Annotated in this window: 13 protein-coding genes; 6 read left to right on the top strand and 7 right to left on the bottom strand. The window is 72.1% G+C overall.

What is annotated here, in order from left to right:
* Positions 1-188: 188 nt before the first annotated feature.
* Positions 189-1739: a helix-turn-helix domain-containing protein gene (locus ACW9TB_RS27325; RefSeq protein WP_472750927.1), complete on the top strand. Its 1551-nt coding sequence runs from the start codon at positions 189-191 to the stop codon at positions 1737-1739.
* Between the two features lie 86 nt (positions 1740-1825).
* Here the strand turns inward: ACW9TB_RS27325 and ACW9TB_RS27320 are convergent, their stop codons facing one another.
* Positions 1826-2089, bottom strand: a complete 264-nt coding sequence (locus ACW9TB_RS27320) for a hypothetical protein (protein WP_472750926.1) — start codon at positions 2087-2089, stop codon at positions 1826-1828.
* 514 nt (positions 2090-2603) lie between these two features.
* Here ACW9TB_RS27320 and ACW9TB_RS27315 point away from each other — a divergent pair.
* A complete protein-coding gene (locus ACW9TB_RS27315; RefSeq protein WP_472750925.1) occupies positions 2604-3566 on the top strand; it encodes an FG-GAP repeat domain-containing protein in 963 nt (320 codons plus the stop codon).
* A complete protein-coding gene (locus ACW9TB_RS27310; RefSeq protein WP_472750924.1) occupies positions 3563-5968 on the top strand; it encodes an FG-GAP-like repeat-containing protein in 2406 nt (801 codons plus the stop codon). Before ACW9TB_RS27315 ends, ACW9TB_RS27310 begins: the two co-directional genes overlap by 4 nt.
* Positions 5969-6220: 252 nt before the next feature.
* On the opposite strand, the gene ACW9TB_RS27305 is transcribed toward ACW9TB_RS27310, so the two are convergent.
* The 3 genes from ACW9TB_RS27305 to ACW9TB_RS27295 form a co-directional block, all read right to left on the bottom strand.
* Positions 6221-8896 carry an ATP-binding protein gene (locus ACW9TB_RS27305; RefSeq protein ID WP_472750923.1) on the bottom strand — a complete coding sequence of 892 codons (2676 nt, stop codon included), beginning with the start codon at positions 8894-8896 and terminating at the stop codon, positions 6221-6223.
* A 220-nt stretch (positions 8897-9116) separates the two neighbouring features.
* Positions 9117-10088: a zinc-binding dehydrogenase gene (locus ACW9TB_RS27300; protein ID WP_472750922.1), complete on the bottom strand. Its 972-nt coding sequence runs from the start codon at positions 10086-10088 to the stop codon at positions 9117-9119.
* 106 nt (positions 10089-10194) lie between these two features.
* Positions 10195-10998, bottom strand: coding sequence for an aminotransferase class IV family protein (locus ACW9TB_RS27295; protein ID WP_472750921.1), 804 nt, complete (start codon positions 10996-10998; stop codon positions 10195-10197).
* A gap of 135 nt (positions 10999-11133) precedes the next feature.
* Here ACW9TB_RS27295 and ACW9TB_RS27290 point away from each other — a divergent pair, with 135 nt between their 5' ends.
* Positions 11134-11478 (top strand): MerR family transcriptional regulator, encoded by a 345-nt coding sequence (locus ACW9TB_RS27290; protein ID WP_472750920.1) that lies wholly within the window; start codon positions 11134-11136, stop codon positions 11476-11478.
* Between the two features lie 49 nt (positions 11479-11527).
* On the opposite strand, the gene ACW9TB_RS27285 is transcribed toward ACW9TB_RS27290, so the two are convergent.
* On the bottom strand, positions 11528-12688 hold the full coding sequence (locus tag ACW9TB_RS27285) for an alpha/beta hydrolase family protein (protein ID WP_472750919.1): 1161 nt from the start codon (positions 12686-12688) through the stop codon (positions 11528-11530).
* Between the two features lie 109 nt (positions 12689-12797).
* Here ACW9TB_RS27285 and ACW9TB_RS27280 point away from each other — a divergent pair, with 109 nt between their 5' ends.
* On the top strand, positions 12798-13937 hold the full coding sequence (locus tag ACW9TB_RS27280) for a sensor histidine kinase (RefSeq protein WP_472750918.1): 1140 nt from the start codon (positions 12798-12800) through the stop codon (positions 13935-13937).
* Between the two features lie 91 nt (positions 13938-14028).
* Positions 14029-14676: a response regulator gene (locus ACW9TB_RS27275; RefSeq protein WP_472750917.1), complete on the top strand. Its 648-nt coding sequence runs from the start codon at positions 14029-14031 to the stop codon at positions 14674-14676.
* Positions 14677-14896: 220 nt separating this feature from the next.
* Here the strand turns inward: ACW9TB_RS27275 and ACW9TB_RS27270 are convergent, their stop codons facing one another.
* Both ACW9TB_RS27270 and ACW9TB_RS27265 read right to left on the bottom strand, forming a co-directional pair.
* Entirely contained in the window at positions 14897-16081 is a 1185-nt protein-coding gene (locus tag ACW9TB_RS27270) for an FAD-dependent oxidoreductase (RefSeq protein ID WP_472750916.1), read from the bottom strand.
* Between the two features lie 155 nt (positions 16082-16236).
* The gene (locus ACW9TB_RS27265) at positions 16237-20016 is read right to left on the bottom strand and encodes a type I polyketide synthase (protein WP_472750915.1); all 3780 of its coding nucleotides are present in this window, start codon (positions 20014-20016) and stop codon (positions 16237-16239) included.
* Positions 20017-20077: the final 61 nt, after the last annotated feature.

The following is a 20077-nucleotide window of genomic DNA, read 5'->3' as shown; positions in this document are numbered from 1 at the left end:
CGAGCCCACCTTCCCGGCAACCCCCGTGAACACCGCCGGGTCCACTCTCCCGACACCCCCCACGGGCACCGTTACCGAGCCCACCTTCCCGATAACCTCCACGGACACCGCCACCAAGCCCACCTTCCCGGCACCCCCACGGACACCGCCACCGGACCCATCGTCCCGATCGTGCTCAAGGGGGAGATATGACGGACGCCGCCCCGACCCTGCGTGAGCTGCTCGGGCACCCCCTGCTGGCCGCCGCCGCGCCGCTGTCCGGAGACGGGGACCTGGACCGTCCCGTCACCGGGATCGCGCTCATCGACCCGGCCGAGGCCGGTCTCGCCGGGACCGGTGAGATCGCCGTGTGCCCGGTCCTCCCCCCGGGATATCTCAGCGACTGGCGGCTGGACGTGACGATCCGCCGCCTGCACGACCAGGGGGCCGCGGCCCTCGCCCTCCCCGTCACGGTGCCCGGCGAGACACTCCTGGCCAGCAGCGACCGTCTCGCGCGGCACCTGCGCCTGCCGGTCCTGGGCATCGGCGCGGCGCCGCTGCGGTGGGCGGGGGCGGCGACGGCGCTGGTGCACGCTCCCGCCGTGGACGCGGCCGACCGGCTGCGCCGCGCGCACCGCGCGCTGACCCGCGGACTGCTGAGCCCGCAGGACGTGGCCCGGGTGCTCACCGGGATCCTGGACCGGCCGGTGGGGGTCTTCGGCCCGGACGGGGCACCGGTCACGCCGTCCTTCGGCCTGCCCGCCGATTTCACCTCCCACGCCGCGGTGCCGCAGATCCTCGTCGAGGGGGGCAGGACGACCGTCGCCGTACCCGTGCCCGGCACGATGAGCGGGACGGTCGACCTGTGGATGGCGGTCGCGCTCGGGTACGCGCCGACCACCTGGGCCCGCAGTGCCCGCGACGTGCTGCAGGCCGGGACACTCGCCGTCCAGCACTGGCAGGCGACCCGCCGCGTCGTGCTGGAACGCGACGCCCGGCTGCGCGCCGGTCTGTTCGGCGACCTCCTGGAAGGGAGGCTGGAGGACGGCGGCACCCCGGGGCGGCGCGCGGCCGAAGCCGGTTGGCGCCTGGACGGCTGGCATGTGGCCTTCCACCTCGCCGCCCTCGGGCAGGTCGACCTGCTACGGCACACGGACGCGGTGGCCGCCGCGATCACGGCGGAACACCTCGACGCCACCCTGGTGGAACGCGGTGACGGCTGGTCGGCGTGGACGACCAGCCGGGCCGAACCGGGCCAGGACGCCAGCCGTGACCTCCTCGCCGCCCTCCAGCGGATCCGGCACCGGCTCGCCACCCGCTTCGACTGCGCGATCGGTGTCGGCCGGGGCTACCTCGACGCGGGCGGGCTGACCCGGAGTCTCGCCGAGGCGTGGGACGCCGCCAGGCTCGCCCGCGGGCGACCGCAGACGGGCCGCCTGGTGCACATCGACCGGCTCGGCCTGGCCCAGCTCCTGGTCGCCTGGGCGAGCACCGAGACCTTCGCCCCCACCGCGACCCGGCTGCTCAGGCCGCTGGAGGCGCAGCCGGGCGAGCTCGTCGCCACGCTCTCCGCCTATCTCGACGCCGGTGGGTCGGCCGCCGACACCGCGGCGGTCCTCGGCGTGCACCGCAACACCGTCGCGGCGCGGCTGCACCGGATCGAGGAGCTGCTCACCGTCGACTTGCACAACCCCGACGACCGGCTCGCCCTGCACCTGGCGTGCAGGGTCACCCTGGACCGGCAGACCGACTACTCGTAGAGCACGGTCGTGACGCCGTCCCGGGTCACCTCGACGGCACGGCTGTGAACGCGGGCCCGGCACCGGGGCCGTACGCGCGGGGCCGGTCAGCGCCGGTTCAGGTAGTGGTGGGTGACCAGCGCGGCGGCGCACCCCAGGGTGACCAGCCCGAACCCGATCCCGAAGAGCACGTTGACGTCGGCGGAGGAGATCACCAGGTTGCAGACCGCGCTGATCGTCAGCAGGATCCACAGCAGCGGACGCACCGCACCGTCCCAGGCCTCGACGAGCCGTGTCGACGATGACGTCTCGAATGCCTCGGGAACGCGGCGAGGGTCGGTCACGAGGTGCTCCTTCGTCAGGTTCGTCATACTTCGACGTTACGAGCCACCGCCGCCACCGGCCATCCTGCCCACGGGACAGGCGGGGGTACGGCAGGCGGTACTCCTTCCCGGCGCGGCACCCCCACGGCGAGCGGCGCGCCCGGCCCGTGCCACGAGCCGTCGAGCGAGGCGAGGCGCGCGGTGCCGGTAGTCCCTGCGTGCGGGATGTAGTGGATCTAGGTAGTTATCACCGACGCGGTGCGGCGGGTGTTCTGCCGAGTATGGAGGGCCGGTCCGTCGGCGTCCGGGTCATGGATCCACCACGGAAGAGGAGTGGTGATGATCTGGCCTGGATGCGGGGGACCGGTGGCCCGCGGGGAAGCCGCGGGAGCAGGTCGGGCGTTCACCGCGGGCCGTCAGTTGCGTGCCGAGGCTGACGCGGTCGCTTCCGGTACTGGCCGCGATGCCGGCAGCTGATGTTTCGCTACTCCATCTCGTAAAGGATCAGAGAGAAGCCTCATCGATGAGTTCATTGAGTATGCGGCATTGTCGCGTGCCGGCCGTGGCCGCCGTGGTCGCCGTCGTCGTCGGCGCCATGCCGCTGCCCGCGGTCGCCGCGCAGCGCGGTGACCTGGTCACCGGATCCGCGGCTGTCACGGCGCGGGCGGATGGCCCGTGTACCGAACGCAACGGGTGGTCTTACGCGGGCACCATCGCCCCGGCGATCCCGGGGGTCGTCCCGAGCGTGAGTTCTGGCTACCCGTACAAGTTCGCCGACATGGATGGCGACGGTGACGACGAGTTGCTGTTGGTGGATGAGATCGGGGGTGTCCGGGAATGGCGCAATGACGGCGCGACCGGACCGGACGGTTTCGGCTGGACGTACCGTGGCCGCACTGCCGGAGGCACCGGCTACACGTCCGAAGTGAAGTTCGCCGACCTCGACGGCGACCGCAGGGACGATTACGTCGTCGTCAAGTCCAACGGTTCGCTCGACGTCTGGTTCAACAGAGGCGGTGACGTCGCCAACCCCGATGGGGTCATGTCGGGTTGGCAGTTCGCCGGTGAGATATTTCATCGCGATGATCCGTCGCGCAAGCTGGTCTCGTTCGCGGACCTCGACGGCGACGGTGACGACGACTACCTGACGCAGAGCCTTGTCACGGGGGAGCCCGTGCGGGGCTGGCGCAACGACGGCACCGACTACCCGGGCAAGGGCGGCTGGACCGGCTGGGGCGTCGTTCACCAGACTCTGCTCACCGGGGACTGGAACTACTACGGCGACACGAACTGCGACGGCCGGGCGGATCTGGTGACCCGGTACCTGGACGGTTCGCTGCGGATTCTCACCAACGGTGGCCGTCAGGGGGACACGTTCCTGTGGACCTGGGAAGCCAAGGCGGTTCCCTCGAACGAGGTCTTCGTCGAGTTCGCCGAACTCAACGGTGACGGCCGGATCGACTATCTGCTCCTGGACGCGGGCAGGGTTTGGGGCTTCCTCAACAACGGCGGTGATCCGGTATGAGGCGCCGCATCCGCTCACTGGCCATGATCGGCGCGGTCGTCGCCGCGCTCCTGGTCGTACCGGCCGGGCCGGCCGCGGCCGTGGACCGGCCGTGGAGCTCGACCGGCCTGATCACCTGGAACATGCAGGGCTCCACCGAGTCCGCGTCGAACACCAGCAAGTGGCCCAACTTCGTCAGGCCGTACGCCCTGCAGGCCCCGATCATGATGTTGCAGGAAGCCGGGCCCGGGCCGGCAGAGGGCGCCAGCCGCCACCCGGACATCATCCGGACCACGGTCGGCGAAAACCGCCAGATCACCACGCACGTGATCCGGAACTCCCTCTGGAGCGTCGGCGACACCACGCGGAGCGCGACCCGTGAGATCTACTTTCTGCCCACCGAGAACGGTGAGGGCGGCCGGGTGAACCTGGCGATGGTTCTCAGCGACACACCGGACGAGGTGAACGTCGTGCAGAACCCGGTTCAGGCGGGCCGCACCGCGCTCGGTGTCCGGTACGGCTCGATGTGGTATTTCACGGTGCATGGGTTGTCCCGTAGTAATGGCGGGGACTCCGCGGTGCTGCTGGAAGCCATCGACAACCAGGTCGAACGGTGGGCGCAGGACCGTCACGTCGACTATCAGTGGGTCGTCGGCGGTGACTTCAACGTCGACCCCGAGGAGCTGGCGGGCCGGAATCACTTCCCGATCGCCCGGACCGTCAACACGGCCCGTGGCGTCGCGACCCACAGGCTGGGTGGCCGGCTGGACTACTTCGTCACCGACATCCACCAGCAAGGTCCGAGCGAGGCCTACATCCACCTCCGCGACAACCGGGTCCCGTCGTCGGATCACCTCCCGGTCGCAGTCGGCCGGATGGAGGCGGCGGCCGAGCCGCCGCCGTCGAGCATCCGGCTGATGCCGGTCGGCGACTCGATCACCTCGGGCCTGGGCAGCGGCAACGACTCCGGTTTCCGCGACGAGCTGCAGGACGAGATCGGGAAGATCACCGCGGGGCAGCTGTACGGCTCCGAGGACAGCCTGTTGCTGTACGAACCGCTGTACAAGCGTGACCTGGTCGGCTCGCGCAAGGACGGCCGCGGCATCCCGGACGTCGACCACGAGGGCTGGCCCGGCTACACCATCGACCAGATCAGCGCCGAGGCGGCCCGCGCCGTACCGGCGATGAAGCCGAACGTCGTCACCTTGCTGGCCGGCACCAACGACGTGTTCTGGTCGGTGGAGACCAACGACGCGGTCGGCCGGCTCAGCCGGTTGATCGACCGGATCTTCGCGTGGTCACCCGGCGTCGTGATCATCGTCGGCAGCCTGCCGCCGACGACCGACCCGGCACGCCAGGCGCGGACCGACGCCTTCAACACCGCGGCCTTGACGATGCTGAAGAACCGGATCGGCAACGGTGACCACATCGTGCGCGTCGACCTCGGTTTGGTGGAGATCTCCGACCTGGCCGACGTCGTGCACCCCAACGACACCGGCTATGACAAGATCGCCGCGGCGTTCGCCTCCGGTCTCGACCTCGCACTGTTCAACGGCTGGGTACGCGAACCGATCCCGCTGGACCAGGTCACGCCGTGCGACAACCGCGGCGGCGGCTACCAGAGCCTGGGGCAGATCCACATCGGGCTGCCCGGGGATCCGGGTGTCGAGGCGCAGATCAAGTTCGCCGACATCGACGGCGACGGCCGCGACGACTACGTCTGGGTGAATTCGATGACCGGGGCGGCCACGGCCTGGCTCAACCGCGGCCTCCACACCTGGATCTACCGGGGCGAGATCATGGTCGGCACAGGACAGGGGCCGCGGAAAGTGTTCTTCGCAGACATGGACGGCGACAACAAGGACGACTACATCGTGGTCCGGCCCGACCGCGCGATCGACGTCTACTACAACCGCGGCGGCGACACGACCGTCGGCGGCGTCTGGAAGAACGGCTGGCAGGCGCACCCGAACCACAGCGTCGGAACCGACACACCGGTCGACCAGATCCGGTTCGCCGACATCGACGGCGACGGAAAGGCCGACTACGTGCGGCTGCTCGACCTCGCCACCACGATCGACGTGTTCTACAACCGGGGCGGCGACGCACCCGGCCGGCTCGGCTGGGACTGGGGCGGCAACATCGTCACGAACCTGCCGAAACGGGAGAACGGACAGATCATGTTCGCCGACCTGAACTGTGACCGCAAGGCCGACTACATCGCCTTCGACGCCAGCGTCAACGGCTTCCCCAAGGCCTGGCTGAACACCGGCCGGCCCGACTGGACCGATCGCGGCTCGATCGCCTGGGGCACCGGCGGCACGGTCCTGATGCCGGACCTCGACGGCGACAACCGGGCCGACTGGGCCCAGATCACCACGAACGGAGCCGTCAACGGCTGGCTCAACAAGGGCGGCGACTGACCGCGAGGCTGGGGCGCGCGGTACACCGGCGGGAGAACTCATGCCACTCGCCGAGGGTGCCGAGCTCGTCTCCGATGTGGCCGACGCCGGTGTCGGCCATGCCGTTCAGGAGCCGTACCGGCCGCGCTGGTCGCTGCCGGCACGGCTCCTGAACGCTCCGCGCGGCGCGAACTCCGGTGGACGTCACGCCGCGGGGCGCCGATCCGGACGCGCCACCGGCGCATCGGCCTTGTCGCCGGGCGGTGACGCCTGTCAGGCGCCCACGCCCGGCTGGTCCCTGAGCTGCCTGCGGGAGCTGATGCCGAGCTTGCGGAAGATGTTGCGCAGATGGGCATCGATGGTGCGGGGGCTGAGGAAGAGCCGGGCGGCGACCTCGTTGGTCGTCGCTCCCGTGGCGACCAGCCGGGCGATGGACATCTCTTGCATGGTGAGCTGGTCGTGGGGGTGCCCGGACCGGCTGCGGGTCTTCTCGCCGGTGGCGCGGAGCTCGTCGGCGGCTCGCCGGGCGAACGCCTCGAGCCCGGCGTCGGACAGCAGTTCGTGGGCGGTGCGCAGCTGGTGGCGGGCGTCCCGCCTGCGGCCTTCGCGTCGCAGCCACTCCCCGTACAGAAGGTGGGCCCTGGCTCGATAGGGGAGCATCGGGCTCTCCGCGAGGTGCTCGATCGCTTCCCGGTAGTGGTCCTCGACTCCCGTCACCAGCCCCCGCGCGTACGCCGCGATGCCGAGGCCGGAGGCGGTTCCGCTGGCTTCGGTGCGTTCGGTCAGCGGTTCCAGGGCCGCCTCGGCGGCGTCGGGCTCTCCGCAACGCACGGCCGCCTCCACCAGCTCGGGCAGGGAGATCCCGGCGAGGAAGAGGTCGCCGTGCGCGGTGGCCCGCCGGGCCGCGGTCAGCGCGGCCGGATAGTCGGCCAGGCCGTTGTTCAGTACGGCCGCCGCCCAGTGGATGTTGGCGATCAGTTGCCCCGAGCCGCGCGCCGTCGCCACCTTCATGGCGGTCTCGAACAGCTCGAACGCCTCCTGACGGCGGCCGCGTATCGCCGCGAGTTGCAGCCGGTGGTACATCAGCGGGGGGCCGCCGACCGCGTCGGCGATCGCCTCCTCCTCGGCGATCGCCGTCATCGCCCGCCCGACGTCGCCGATCACCGCGGCGCCGGACGCGACCTGGGCGAGGCCGAGGCGCAGCACGAGCGGCGAGCCCGACTCCCGGCCGGTCTTCACCAGCCATTCGACGACCACCGCGTGGATGTGCGGGTCCCACAGCTCGGCCGCGAGCATCACGGCGAGCGCGGGCCGCCGATGCCACATCGGGCGGTCCTCACCGTGCAGGACGCTTCGCAGCAGGGGGACGGCGGCCCGGTGCCCGTCTGTGGCCAGCAGCGCCAGTGCGTCCAGGACGTCGGGGGGCCGCGACGCCGGCGTCGAGGCGCGCGCCTCGGCGAGGACCATGTCCATCACCCCGGTGGCCCGGCCGACGACCAGGCTCATCTCGAGCGCGTCCAGGAGACAGTCGCGTGACCGGTCCGGGTCCAGTTCGGAGAGCCGCCGCGCGGCACGCAGCATGAACATCGGGCCGTCGCCGTCGTTGTGCCCCACGAAGGCGAGCTGACCCCGCAGCCGATCGACCCTGGCGTGCTGGAACTCGTCCAGTGCCGCGTTCTCGATGGTCGAGAGAAGTCCCGCCGCCACGTCGGTGGCGCCCGCGTCGAGTTTGGCCTGGACCGCCGCGAGCGTCCGTTCGACGCGCCTGGCGGAGTCCAGCGACAACGCCGCCGCGCGTTCGAGGAAGGCCGCCGCGGCGGCCACTCCTCCGCGCGACCGGGCCCGGGACGCCGATCGTTCCAGCTCGGCGGCGACGTCGTCGTCGGGGCCGGTACTGGCCTGCGCGCGGTGCCAGGCCCGCCGGTCGGGGTCCGCGACCGGGTCGGTGACCTCGGCCAGCACTCCGTGAACCGTACGGCGCTGCCCCGGCTCCGCGGCCCGGTAGACCGCTGACCGGGCCAGCGGGTGGCAGAAGCGGACACGGGTGGAGAACTCGACCAGCCCGGTGGCGATCACGGCCGCGCTGGCGGCCGTCACGTCGATGCCGAGTCGCCGTGCGGCGGGCCACAACAGACCGGGGGCGCCGGTCGGGTCGGCGCTCGCGACGGTCAGCAGCAGTCGTGCCTCGGCGGGCAGAGCGGCCAGCCTGGCCCGGTAGCCGCGCTCGATCCGGGTCGGCACCGAAGAGGTGTCCGGCGGGGCGAAGCCACCGTCCCTGGGCAGTTCGATCAGTGCCAGCGGGTTCCCCCGCGCCTCGGCGACGATCCGGTCACGCACCCGCTCGTCGAGCGTCACGTGACTCCGCGCTCCCAGCAACGCCCGTGCGTCGGCGTCGCTCAACCCCTCGACGACCAGGCCCGGCAGTTCGTCGAGTTCCGTCGCCGCACCCGACAGCCGGACGGCGAACACCATGGCGACGGGTTCGGAGGCGACGCGCCGCGCGAGGAAGGCCAGCACCTTCGACGAGGCCGCGTCCAGCCACTGGGCGTCATCGACCACGCACAACAGCGGGCGTTCACCGGCCGCGGATGCCAGCAGTTCCAAGGTCGCCAGACCAACGCGGAACACGTCCGGCGCGCCCGTGACCAGCCCGAACGCGATCTGAAGGGCCTCTCGATGCCGGGAGGGCAGGTCGGCGAGATGCTCCAGCATCGGTACGCACAGCTGGTGCAGGGCGGCGAACGGCAGCTCCATCTCGAACTCCGCCCCGGACGCGTGGACGACCCGGAACCCGGACGCCGCCCGCCGTGCGTGGTCCAGCAGCGAGCTCTTGCCGATGCCCGCCTCACCGCGCAGGACCAGCACCCCGCCCTGGCCCCCACGCGCCGCGCCTGTCAGGTCGTCGATGCGCCGGATCTCGTCCTGCCGGCCGACGAGTGGACCGGACAAGAGCGGCAAAGTCCGCATACGCGTACGTTAGGGGAGCTTCCCACGTTCCGGCGAACGCGATCATTCAGAATGCGGACCACAGCGTACGGCGTGCCGACGCCGTCGTAGGCGAGGTGCGTGACCGTGCCGTCGAAGTTGTGGCGGTGCTCCATCCAGACCCCGGGGTTGTCCGCGGTGAACGCGTTCTCGAACCTCCGGGAATACCGCCCCGGGAGCACCGTCAGACCAGGAGCAGAGTCTTGCCCAGGGCAGAGCGTGACTCGATCGCGGCGTGCGCGTCCGCGGCGCGCTCCAGCGGGAACGTCTGCCCGATGACCGGCCGGATCCGGCCCGCCACCGCCTCCGACATCACCCGCTCGGCCCACCCCCGCATCCTCGGCCCGAAGCCGAAGAGCTGCTCGATCCCGATCACCTCGACCCCGCGCCGCAGCGCCGCCGCGGAATCGACCACCGTGACCTCACCGCTGGAGGCACCGTGGACGGAGAAACGGCCCCCCTCCGCCGTCACCTCGAACGCGGCCCGGCCGATCTCCCCGCCGACCCCGTCGAACACCACGTCGGGACCCGCCCCACCGGTCGCCTCGCGCACCCGCCCCGCCCAGTCCGGATCGGAGTAGTCGACCACGGCCTCCGCACCCAGTTCACGAACCAGGTCCAGCTTCCGTACGCCGCGCGCGGCCCCGACGACCCTGGCACCGGCCGTCCGGGCCACCTGCACCAGCAGGCTGCCGACACCACCCCCCGCCGCCTCGACCAGCACCCACTCCCCGGGACGGATCCGGGCCCCCTCGACCAGGCCCAGCGCGGTGCTGCCGTCGGTGTGCAGGGCGACGGCGTCGGGCAGCCCGAGCCCCTCCGGCACCGGGATCAGGTCCTCCACGGCGGTCACCGCGCGCTCGGCGAAGCCCCCGCTTTCCCCGAGGTCGGCGATGACGCGCCGCCCGGACCAGCCCGGATCCACCCCCTCCCCGACCGCCCCCACCCGGCCGGCCACCGTACCGCCCGGCACGTACGGCAACTCCGGCCTGTCGTGCCACCTGTCGACGCCGCGCCGGATCTGCGTCTCGACGAACGTGACGCCCGCGACGGACACCTCGACCAGCACCTGTCCCGGCCCGGCGACCGGGTCCGGCGCCTCCCCCGGGACCAGCACCTCAGGACCTCCGAAACGCGTCACCTGAACCACCCGCATGTCAATCGCTCCCCGCACTCGACCTGTCCGGCGCGGACAAGTCTTCAACCTCGACCGAAGTCGAGGTCAAGGGACCACGAGGCCCGCCGGACCTGGACCGGCGCGCTCACGGCGCGGTGAGCGGTTCGGCCTGGTAGGCCCGGTGCAGCAGCGACACGAAGGACGGCGCTTCCGGCAGGGACACGGAGCCGATCCGGTGCACCGCCACCCCCGGTGTCCGCGAGTTCATGACCACGGCCCCGGCCAGCGACGGCAGGTCGGCGAGCGTGACCTCCCGGACGCGCTGGGGCACGCCGAGGCGATCCAGCTGCCTGCGGACGACGCCCATCGTGATGCCGACCAGCATCTCGGCCTCGGGCCACACCACCGTGGTGCCGTCCCAGAAGGCCAGGTTCCAGATCGACCCCTCGCTGAGCCGGGCCCGGCGGTCGACGAAGGCGGCGTCGTCGAAGCCCTGACTGGCGGCCTGACGGAGGAAGTACGTCTTGGCCGCCTCTCCGACGTGCTTCACGGCGGGGAGGAACCGTTCGTGCTCGACCGCCGCGAGCGCGAGCGGCCCCTTCGGGCCGGACGCGGCGGGCCGGGTTCGTACCAGCAGTTCGGGTTCCACGTCGGCCCCCGCGACGGTGAACTCGCCCGCCGGGGAGTACACCGTGGCCCTCAGCGAGAGGTCGGCCGGACCGGCCCGCAGCGCCGCCCGCAGGCAGGCCCGCACCCGATCGTCGGGCAGTGCCCGGCCGAACAGCTCCGTGGAGGCGGACCGCAGTCGCTCCAGGTGGAGGTCGAGACCCCGTACCCGGCCGCCGCGCACCTGCATGGCGGTGAAGTGGGCGTAGCCCGCGAAGGCGAGGGGCACCAGATCCTCGGCATCCGCCACCCGGTCGTTACGGTGCACAACAAAAGCGGACATGCGTCACTCCAGCAGGACGACATCGAACGGGACCGTTGACGATCGCGCGGACACCCCGGGACGGAATGCCCGCTCACAAGGCGACGTTAGGGGTTCACATCGATGGAAAGGTCAACCTCGGGTGGGGAAGGTCACATGCTGATCGGCGAGTTGTCCCGGCGTACCGGGGTGCCCCCGAGGTTGCTGCGCTACTACGAGGAGCAGGGACTCCTCGACGTCGGGCGTGGTCCGAACGGCTACCGCCACTACGGCGAGGATTCCGTGGTCTCCGTACGGCAGGTGCGCGCCCTGCTGAAGGCGGGCCTGTCCACCGAGGTGATCCGTTCCGTGCTGCCGTGCGCGCGGGGCGAGCGCCCGGACTTCGACTGGTGCGCGGACCTGTGGGACATCCTGAACGGGGAACTGACGGCCATGGACGACCGCATCGACGACCTCCAACGTAGCCGAGGCGCTCTCGCCGGTTACCTGACGAAGCCCTGAGCCGCGCCTCCGGGACGCGTTCGACGCGGGGACGGCCGGAGCGGGACGTCTACCAGAACCTCACCTCGGGGTAGCCGGTGGACGGCCCGTCCAGCAACGGCTGACGCCTCCCCTTCAGGTGCAGGTCGAGGAAGGCGGTGACGTACGCGCGGGTGATCTTTATGGAGCGCTCGCCGCCGACCGGGTACTCCGGCAGCCCGAGCTGCGGCTGGAGCACCGCGTAGTCGATGAAGCTCGTGTGTTCGGCGCCCGTCACGGTCAGCCAGCGCTTCCCGTCACCGGTCACGTGCGGCCAGAACAGGTCCCAGGAGCCCTTCTTCTCGCTGTTCGGCTCCTGCCTCGGGTTGCCGATCATCATGAACGGCTTCTCGACGGGCTTCGCCGGCGTCGGCGGGTTGTAGGAGCCGTCCAGGTTGACCGCGGCCCTGATCCTCCGGCTCACGGGCAGGAGGTGCGCGGCACTCTGACCGCCGACCGAATGCCCGACCATCGCGACCCTGGTCTCGTCGATCAGCCGGTTCCAGTGCTCGCTCCTCTCAAGCCGGTCCAGCACGAACGTCGTGTCGGCGGCCCTGACCCGGGCGACCTTCTCCCCCAGTTCCGGGGTCTGGCCGCCCTTTCCGGCCTCGAACGTGACGGTCCTGCCGTCGGGGAACGTGGTGGCCACGGACTCGTAGGTGTGCTCGATGCCCGCCACCAGGTATCCCCTGCTCGCGAACTCCTCGGCCAGCGAGGTCATCGTCGCGCGGGGCAACGTCATGCCGGGCGACAGGACCACCAGCGGCCACCCTCCCCTCCGCCCCAGCGCGGGCGCGTCGACGCGGGCGTGCGTCCTCGTCCTGGCGAGCGTGTCCGGCGGCACGTCCTTCAGCTGCGGCACGTTCTTGATGATCAGCTCCGACTCCTGCGGCGTGACGTACCGGGCCGGTCGGCCCACGGCCTTCCGCGCCGGATACCAGACCGAGACCATCAGCTCGCGTACCTTCCTGTCGGCCACCCACGGGTCGGGGCGGCTGGAGTCGACCAGGTGCAGGACCGACCGTCCGACGGCGTGGCCACCCGTCGGCGCGGGCAGGGCGGGCGCGGGCGCGGTGGGCAGGGCGGGCACGGTGGCGGACGCGGCGGCGTCCGCCGTACCGGTGCCGGTGAACGCGGAGGGCGCGGTGAGTACGGTGAGCGCGAGCAGGCTCGCGACGGCTGTCTTCTTCATGTCCCCGACCATGCGGCACGGCACGGCCGTACCGTCCCCGGCGAAAGTCATCCGGCACCCGCGACTTTCGTAGGGGTACGTCGTCCGGGCCGCCCTATAGCCTCGGAGCATGACGTACGGCGACGCCGGGACCGTCGAGCGGATCACGCCGTGGGTGCTCGGCGCGGTGGTGTTCCTTCTCTCCATGGCCTCGGCGTCCGGTTCGGTGGGCGTCGAGTCGACGCTGCCCGGTCCCGTGCTCGCGGCCGTCGCCACGGCGTCGGCGGTGGCCGCGGCCCGCGCCAGGCGCTCGATGGGGCCGCTCGCCGCGGTGGGCGCCGTCGCCTACGCGTGGCTGGTGATGTGGCCCGCCGCCGTCGTGGCCTCCTACTACGCGGGCACCCACCTGCGCCGCCGCGACCTGTGGCTCTACGCCGGAGGCGCGGTCGCGGTCTTCGCGCTCAGCGCTCTCGTCTCTCACCGAAGCGGCGGGTACCGCGCGCTGGTCGCGGGCACCCCGGCCAACGCGATCCTCATGAGCGGCGCGATGCTCGGGCTGCCGCTGGTGGCGGGGCTGTGGGTCCGCGCCCGGCGGCAGGTGCTCACCGCGGCGCGCGAGCGGGCGGAACAGCTGCGGCGCGAGCAGGTGCTGCGCGCGGAGCGGGCACGCGGCCGGGAACGGGCACGCATCGCACGGGAGATGCACGACGTGGTCGCGCACCGGGTGTCACTGATGGTCCTGCACGCGGGCGCCCTGGAGGTCAGCGCCCCCGACGAGCGTACGGCGGAAACCGCGGCGCTGATCGGCGACACGGGCAGGGAGGCGCTGAGCGACCTGCGCGAGGTGCTCGGCGTGCTGCGCTCACAGGATCCCGTACGCGGCCCGCAACCCACGCTGGCCGACCTCGACCGGCTCCTCGACCAGACCCGCGCGCTGGGCATCGTGGTCGACCGTCACGACGGGGGGACCGCGCGCCCGCTCAGCCCCGTGGTGGAACGCACCGCCTACCGCGTGGTCCAGGAGGCGCTGACCAACGTGCACAAGCACGCCGCCGACGCCAGGACCGACGTGTTCGTCCACTACCGGCCCGCCGAGCTGGAGGTCGTCGTGCGCAACGAACCCTCCACCGGCGCGTCCGGCGACCTGCCCGGCTCCGGTTGGGGGCTGGTCGGCCTGCGCGAACGCGTCGAGCTGGTCGGCGGCAGGCTGGAGGCCGGTCCGCGGGACGAGGACGGCTTCCAGGTCGTGGCCAGGATCCCGGCCACATGATCCGCGTCCTCATCGCCGACGACGAGGCGCTGGTCAGATCCGGTCCGCGGGACGAGGACGGCTTCCAGGTCGTGGCCAGGATCCCGGCCACATGATCCGCGTCCTGATCGTCGACGACGAGGCGCTGGTCAGGTCCGGGCTGCGGATGATCCTGGAGGCGGCGGGCGACATGGTGGTCGTCGGCGAGGCCCGCGACGGCGACGAGGCGATCTCCGCCACCGCCAGGCTCAGACCTCAGGTCGTGCTGATGGACGTACGCATGCCCGGTACCGACGGCCTGGCCGCCGGGGCACGCATCCTGGCCGCGCCGGAAGCTCCCAAACTGATCATGCTGACCACCTTCGACCTGGACGAGTACGTCCACGAGGCGCTACGGCTGGGCGCGGTCGGGTTCCTGCTCAAGGACACCCCGCCCAGGGAACTGGCCGCCGCCGTACGCACGGTCGCGACGGGCCAGGCCACGCTGTCTCCCACCGTCATCAAGCGGCTGATCACCTCGTTCGCCGACAAGGCCCCCTCCCGTGCCGAGTCCGCGCGTAACCGGCTCGCGTCGCTGACCGCCAGGGAGGAGGACGTGATCAGGGCACTGGCCCGTGGCCTGTCGAACGCGGAGATCGGGCGGGAGCTCAAGCTGGCGGAAGCCACGGTGAAGGCACACGTCAGCCGGTTGCTCGCCAAGCTGGGCGTAGCCAACAGGGTGCAGGCGGCGATCCTGGTACACGACGCGGACCTCGGCTGACGCCCCCGGCTAAAGCCCTAGATCGACGCCCCCAGCTGACGCCCCCGACTGACAACCTCGATCGACGACCTCGGCTGACGATCTCGATTGAGGCCCCCGGCTGGCAATCTCGTCTGAGGCCCCCGATCGACGATCTTGGTTGACGACCCCGGCTGACGACCTTGGTTGATCGGGAACCTCCGCGCCCACCACCCTGTCACGGGCGAACCGGTAGGCGTTATCAGTGCCGGTGAGGGTGGTCGATCGCCAGGTCCGCGAGCCGTGGGTCGACCTCGGGAAACGAGCCGTCGCCGAACAGGATCCGCGCCGCCAGGGCACGACCGGCACGACCGCGCAGCGCGGTCACCGCCGCCTCCGCCGCGACGGGGGACCGGATACCGGCGAACGCGCGGCGCAGCAGCAACCGGCCCCGGAACCGGGTTCGCAGCGCGTCCCCGTCGTACCGGCTCAGCACGCGTCGGTCGCCGGTGCGCAGGTACCCGGCGGTGACCGCCGCGGCCAGTTCGGACATGCGCAGGCAGGGGTCCAGCCCACCGGCCGTCAGCGGCGACACCGCGCCCGCCGCGTCCCCGACGAGCAGCCCCGCAGGGCACGCCAGTCGTCGCAGCACACCGCCGACCGGGATCGGACCGCCCCGGCGCTCGACCGGCCCGGTCGGCGGTGAGCCACCGGGCGCGTCCGCGGCGAAGGCGTCCAGCAGGTGGCGGATACCGGTACGCATCGCGTCCGGGTATCCCGCGACGCCGACATGCGCGTACCGGCCGTCGTCGATGACCCATCCCAGGTACCCCGGAGCGATCCGGGGGTCCAGCACGCAGTGGAACGCCGGGGTGGTCGTGCCCGAAGCAACCGGGTAAACGATCTCGGCACCGACGAGGAAGCGCCGGTTGACGTCAAGGCCGAGATCACGGGCCACCCGGGAGCGGGCGCCGTCCGCGCCGACGACGAACCGGGCCGTCACCGGTTCCGCACCCGCGAACCGCACAGAAGCACCCGCGAACCGTACGGAAGCGCCCGCGAACCGCGGAGAACCCATCGACGCGTCGACGTACCGTACGCCCAGGAGGACCCGTGCCCCGGCCGACTCCGCCGTGCGGCGCGCGTGCTCGTAGACGGCCGCCATGTCGGCCACGCGGTACTCGTCCCGGTCACTGGTGAGCCGGATCGGTGACCGCCGCGACGGCGGATACAGCAGCACGTCCCGGACCCCCGGCCCGAGCAGGTGCTCCGGCACGTCGAAGTCGTCGAGGGTACGGCGTACGAAGATCCCCGTCGTGCGGATACCCGCCGACAGCGACCTGCGGCGGTCGACCACCAGCACGTCCAGTCCCCGCCGCGCGAGCAGGCGGGCCGTGTGAAGCCCGGCCAGGCCCGCGCCCACGACCAGTACGTCCACTGTCTGCATACCTCGCGACGGTAAGGGCGATACCTCATCCGCACGATGGTCTGCACGCTACCTACCCCATACCTCCACACCGCCGCCACACCCGGGCCCACAGCGAGGAACCCCCGGCCGGGCGGCCCGAAGAGATCATCCCTCGGACCGCCCGGGTGGTGGTTTCAGCCTCCGATCGCGGGGACGTCCTCGGGAACGGTCTTCGGCGCCGCGTCCGGTCGCGGAGCCGCGAGGAGCTGGCCCAGGTGGTTCGCGATCGCGGAGATGGTGGGTTGCTGCCACAGCAGGGTCGCGGGGAGGCGGCGGCCGAAGCGCTTCTCCAGGCGTCGCCGGACCATGACGGTCATCACCGAGTCCAGTCCCTGCTCGACGAGGGGACGCCGGGGCGCCAGGTCCTCGGGGGCGAGCCTCATCACGGCCGCGATCTCCGCGCGGATCTCGGGCAGGACGCGCTCGCGCAGGTCCTCGGGCGTCAGACCGGCGAACGACTCCGCGGGCCCCCGGAGATCCTCGTCGGCCGAGGCAGGCGCGTCGATCACCGGATAGCGGAGTCCCGTGAGGTGTCCCACCACCCGGCCGTCCACGTCGGCCAGGAGCACCCGGACGGTGTCGTCGGCGGCCGGGTCCACGGCCGCGTCGATGATCACCGTCGAGGGCGGCGTGCCGGTCAGCACCACCTCGTCGATGTGCACGACCATGCGCAGTACCGGATCGCCGGGGAACACGCAGGGCGCCACGGACATCGCCGCGTCCAGCGCCGGTGCCCAGCCGCCCGCGTCCTCGGCGCGGACCGTGGCCCGCAGCACGCCGTCCCCGCTCAGCAGCGTCTCGATCGTCCAGTCGAAGCCCGTCGAGGGTACGCCGACGGCGGCCAGCCGCTGGTGCACGAACCCGGAGTCGATCGGGGCGAGAGCTTCGGCGTCGGGCAGCACGTCGGGTTTCACCTGGCCGGGAGCGGCCACGTCCGCGGTGACGTGCACCAGCCAGGCGGGTTCCGGCTCGTCGGGTCCGGCCGGGGTGCGGGCCGCGAGCCGTACCGCGGGAGGCTCGTGCACGACCTGGACCTGCCTGCGTTCCGCGGTCATCAGCGGGTGCGTCATCTCCACGTCGGTGAGCGTGACGTCCTCGTCCTCGACCGCGTGCAGGAACGTGTTGACCAGCACCGCGGCGGGCACGATCTCGACGCCGTTGAGGGTGTGGCTGCCAGGGTAGGGCCGGTTGGCGTCCTCCACGCTGGTCCGCCACACCCTGGTTCTGCTGCCCGCGAGGCCGGTCCCGGCGCCGAGCAGGGTGTGGGAGTGAACGTCGTGCCCCGGGTTGCCTTCCTCGGCGTACGACTCGCGCCAGTGACGGCGATGCTGCCAGGCGTACGGCGGCAGGTCGGCCAGGCCGCCGGAGGGCTGCAACCTGCTCCAGTCCACGTCGACGCCGTGGCAGTGCGCCGTGCCCAGCGCGATGAGGAGGGTCGACGCCTCCGGCTGGTTCCGGCGCAGTGAAATGCCGACGAACACGTCCTCGAACCCGTTCTCCGAGAGCGTCTCGGTCACCGAGTGCGCTACCACGGGGTGGGGGGAGATCTCCAGGAACACCCGGTAGCCGTCCTGCGCCGCGGCCGTGGTCGCCGCGACGAGCCGTACGGGGTCGCGGAGGTTCGCCGCCCAGTACGCGCCGTCCAGGACGGGCGTCGCCCGGGGGTCCGCCAGCGCGGTCGTGTACATGGGGATGCGCGGCGCCCCGAGCGAGAGGTCGGCGGTGGCGGCGGCCAGTTCGACGGCGAGCGGATCCATGTGCGGGCTGTGGAAGGCGACGTCCGACGCCACCCGCCGCACCACGATGCCCTCGACCGGCCACTCGTTCACCACTGTCTCGACCGCGGCGACGTCGCCGGACAGCACGGTGGAGCCGGGGGCCGACGAGATCGCGGCCACCAGGTCGGTACGTCCGGCCAGCCGCTCCGCCGCCTCCTCGAAGGACAGGTCGACCATCACCATGGCCCCCTTGCCCTCGGCCTGGCGCAGCAGCCGGGAGCGGCGGCAGATCAGGCGGGCGCCGTCGGCGACGCTCATCGCGCCGGCCGTCACCGCCGCCGCGAGCTCGCCGACGGAGTGGCCGATGACGGCCGTCGGAGTGACCCCGTACGCGTTCCAGAGCCTGGCGAGGCCCAGCTGCATCACGAAGATCATGGTTTGCACGCGGTCGATGCCGTCGAGGTCGCCGTCGGCCAGGACCTGCCGGGGAGAGAAGCCGATCTCCTCGGCGAAGATCGGTTCCACCTCGTCGACCAGGGACGCGAACTCCGGTACGGCGAGCAGCTCCCGCCCCATCCCGCGCCACTGGCAGCCCTGTCCGGAGAAGACCCAGATCGGCCCGGGACCGAGTTCGGGCAGCACGTCACCGGTGAGGACGGCCTCGCCCGGCACGTCCTCCGCGAGCCTGCGCAGACCGGCCACCAGCTCGTCCCGGTCCGCCCCGGCCACGACGGCGCGGCGGGCCAGATGGGTGCGCCGGAGCGCCAGCGTGTGCCCCGCCGACGCCAGGTCGCCCCCCTCCCCGAGGTGGTCGGCGAGCTTGCCCGCGTACTGCCGCAGGGCCTGCTCCGACGCGGCCGACAGCGGGAGCAGCCGCTCGCCCGCCGCCTCGTCGCCGGGCACCTCCGGGGCCGGAGGGGCCTGCTCCAGCACGATGTGCGCGACCGTGCCGCCGTACCCGAAGCTGGAGACGCCCGCCCGGCTGGGGTGGTCGCGCTCCGGCCAGGCCGACGGTTCGGTCACCACGCGAAGGCCCGAGGTCTCCCACGCGATGGCCGGGTTCAGGTTGTTCAGCACGCTCGGGGGGATCTCGCCGCGGTGGAGGGCGAGCACCGCCTTGATGACGCCGGTGATACCGGCGGCGCCTTCGAGGTGACCGATGTTGGACTTGACCGAGCCGATGAGGCACGGGTCGCCGGAGGGCCGCCCCGTGCCGTACACGGAGGAGAGCGCCCCCGCCTCGAGCGGGTCGCCGAGCCGGGTGCCGGTGCCGTGCGCCTCGATGTAGTCGACGGTGGACGGCTCGACGCCCGCCTGCTTGCAGGCACGGGCCATCACGTGTGCCTGGGCCTCCCCGCACGGCGCCATGATGCCGTTGGTGTGCCCGTCCTGGTTCACGGCGCTGCCGATGACGAGCGCGAGGATCCGGTCGCCGTCGCGCCGCGCGTCGGACAGCCGCTTGAGTACGACCACGCCGCAGCCCTCGCCGCGCCCGTAGCCGTCGGCCGACGCGTCGAACGACTTGGACCGCCCGTCGGGGGCCAGGGCCCCGGCCGTGCCGAGCGTGAGGGTCTGGCCCGGGGTGACCAGCAGGTTCACGCCACCGGCGAGGGCGACGTCGTTCTCGCCGAGCCGCAGGCTCTGCGCGGCCAGGTGCAGCGCGACCAGCGACGCCGAGCAGGCGGTGTCGATCGCCATGCTGGGTCCGCGCAGGTCCAGGGAGTAGGAGATGCGGTTGGCGACGGCGCAGGTCGCGGCGCCGATCCCGGTCCACGCCTCGATCTGGGGCAGGTCCTCCAGGAGGCGGCCTCCGTAGTCCGCGGTGCAGACCCCCATGAACACCCCGGCGTCGGTACCGGCCAGCTCGTGCGGCGGCAGGCCGGCGTGCTCCAGGGCCTCCCACGCGGTCTCCATCAGGATCCGCTGCTGCGGGTCCATCAGCTCGGCCTCGCGGGGCGACAGGCCGAAGAACTCCGCGTCGAAGCCCTCGATGTCGCTCAGGAAGCTGCCGTGACGTACGGCGTCACGCAGCGCGGCGGCGTACTCGGGGCTCCGGTTCTCGTACCGGCGCCAGCGTTCGGCGGGCAGCGGCCGGGTCGTGTTCCGGCCCGCGGACAGCAGGTCCCAGAACTCGTCCGGTGAGCCGGCGTCGCCGGGAAGGCGGCATCCGATCCCGATCACCGCCACTGGTTCCACCCGGACTCCGCGCGGACTGTCGGCCATCTACGTTCGTTTCCCTTCGGTTCAAGCCCACTCT

The organism is Streptosporangium sp. H13245 (assembly GCF_055690525.1).
The sequence above is the reverse complement of the archived record's forward strand: the minus strand, read 5'-3'. Positions and strand labels throughout refer to the sequence as shown.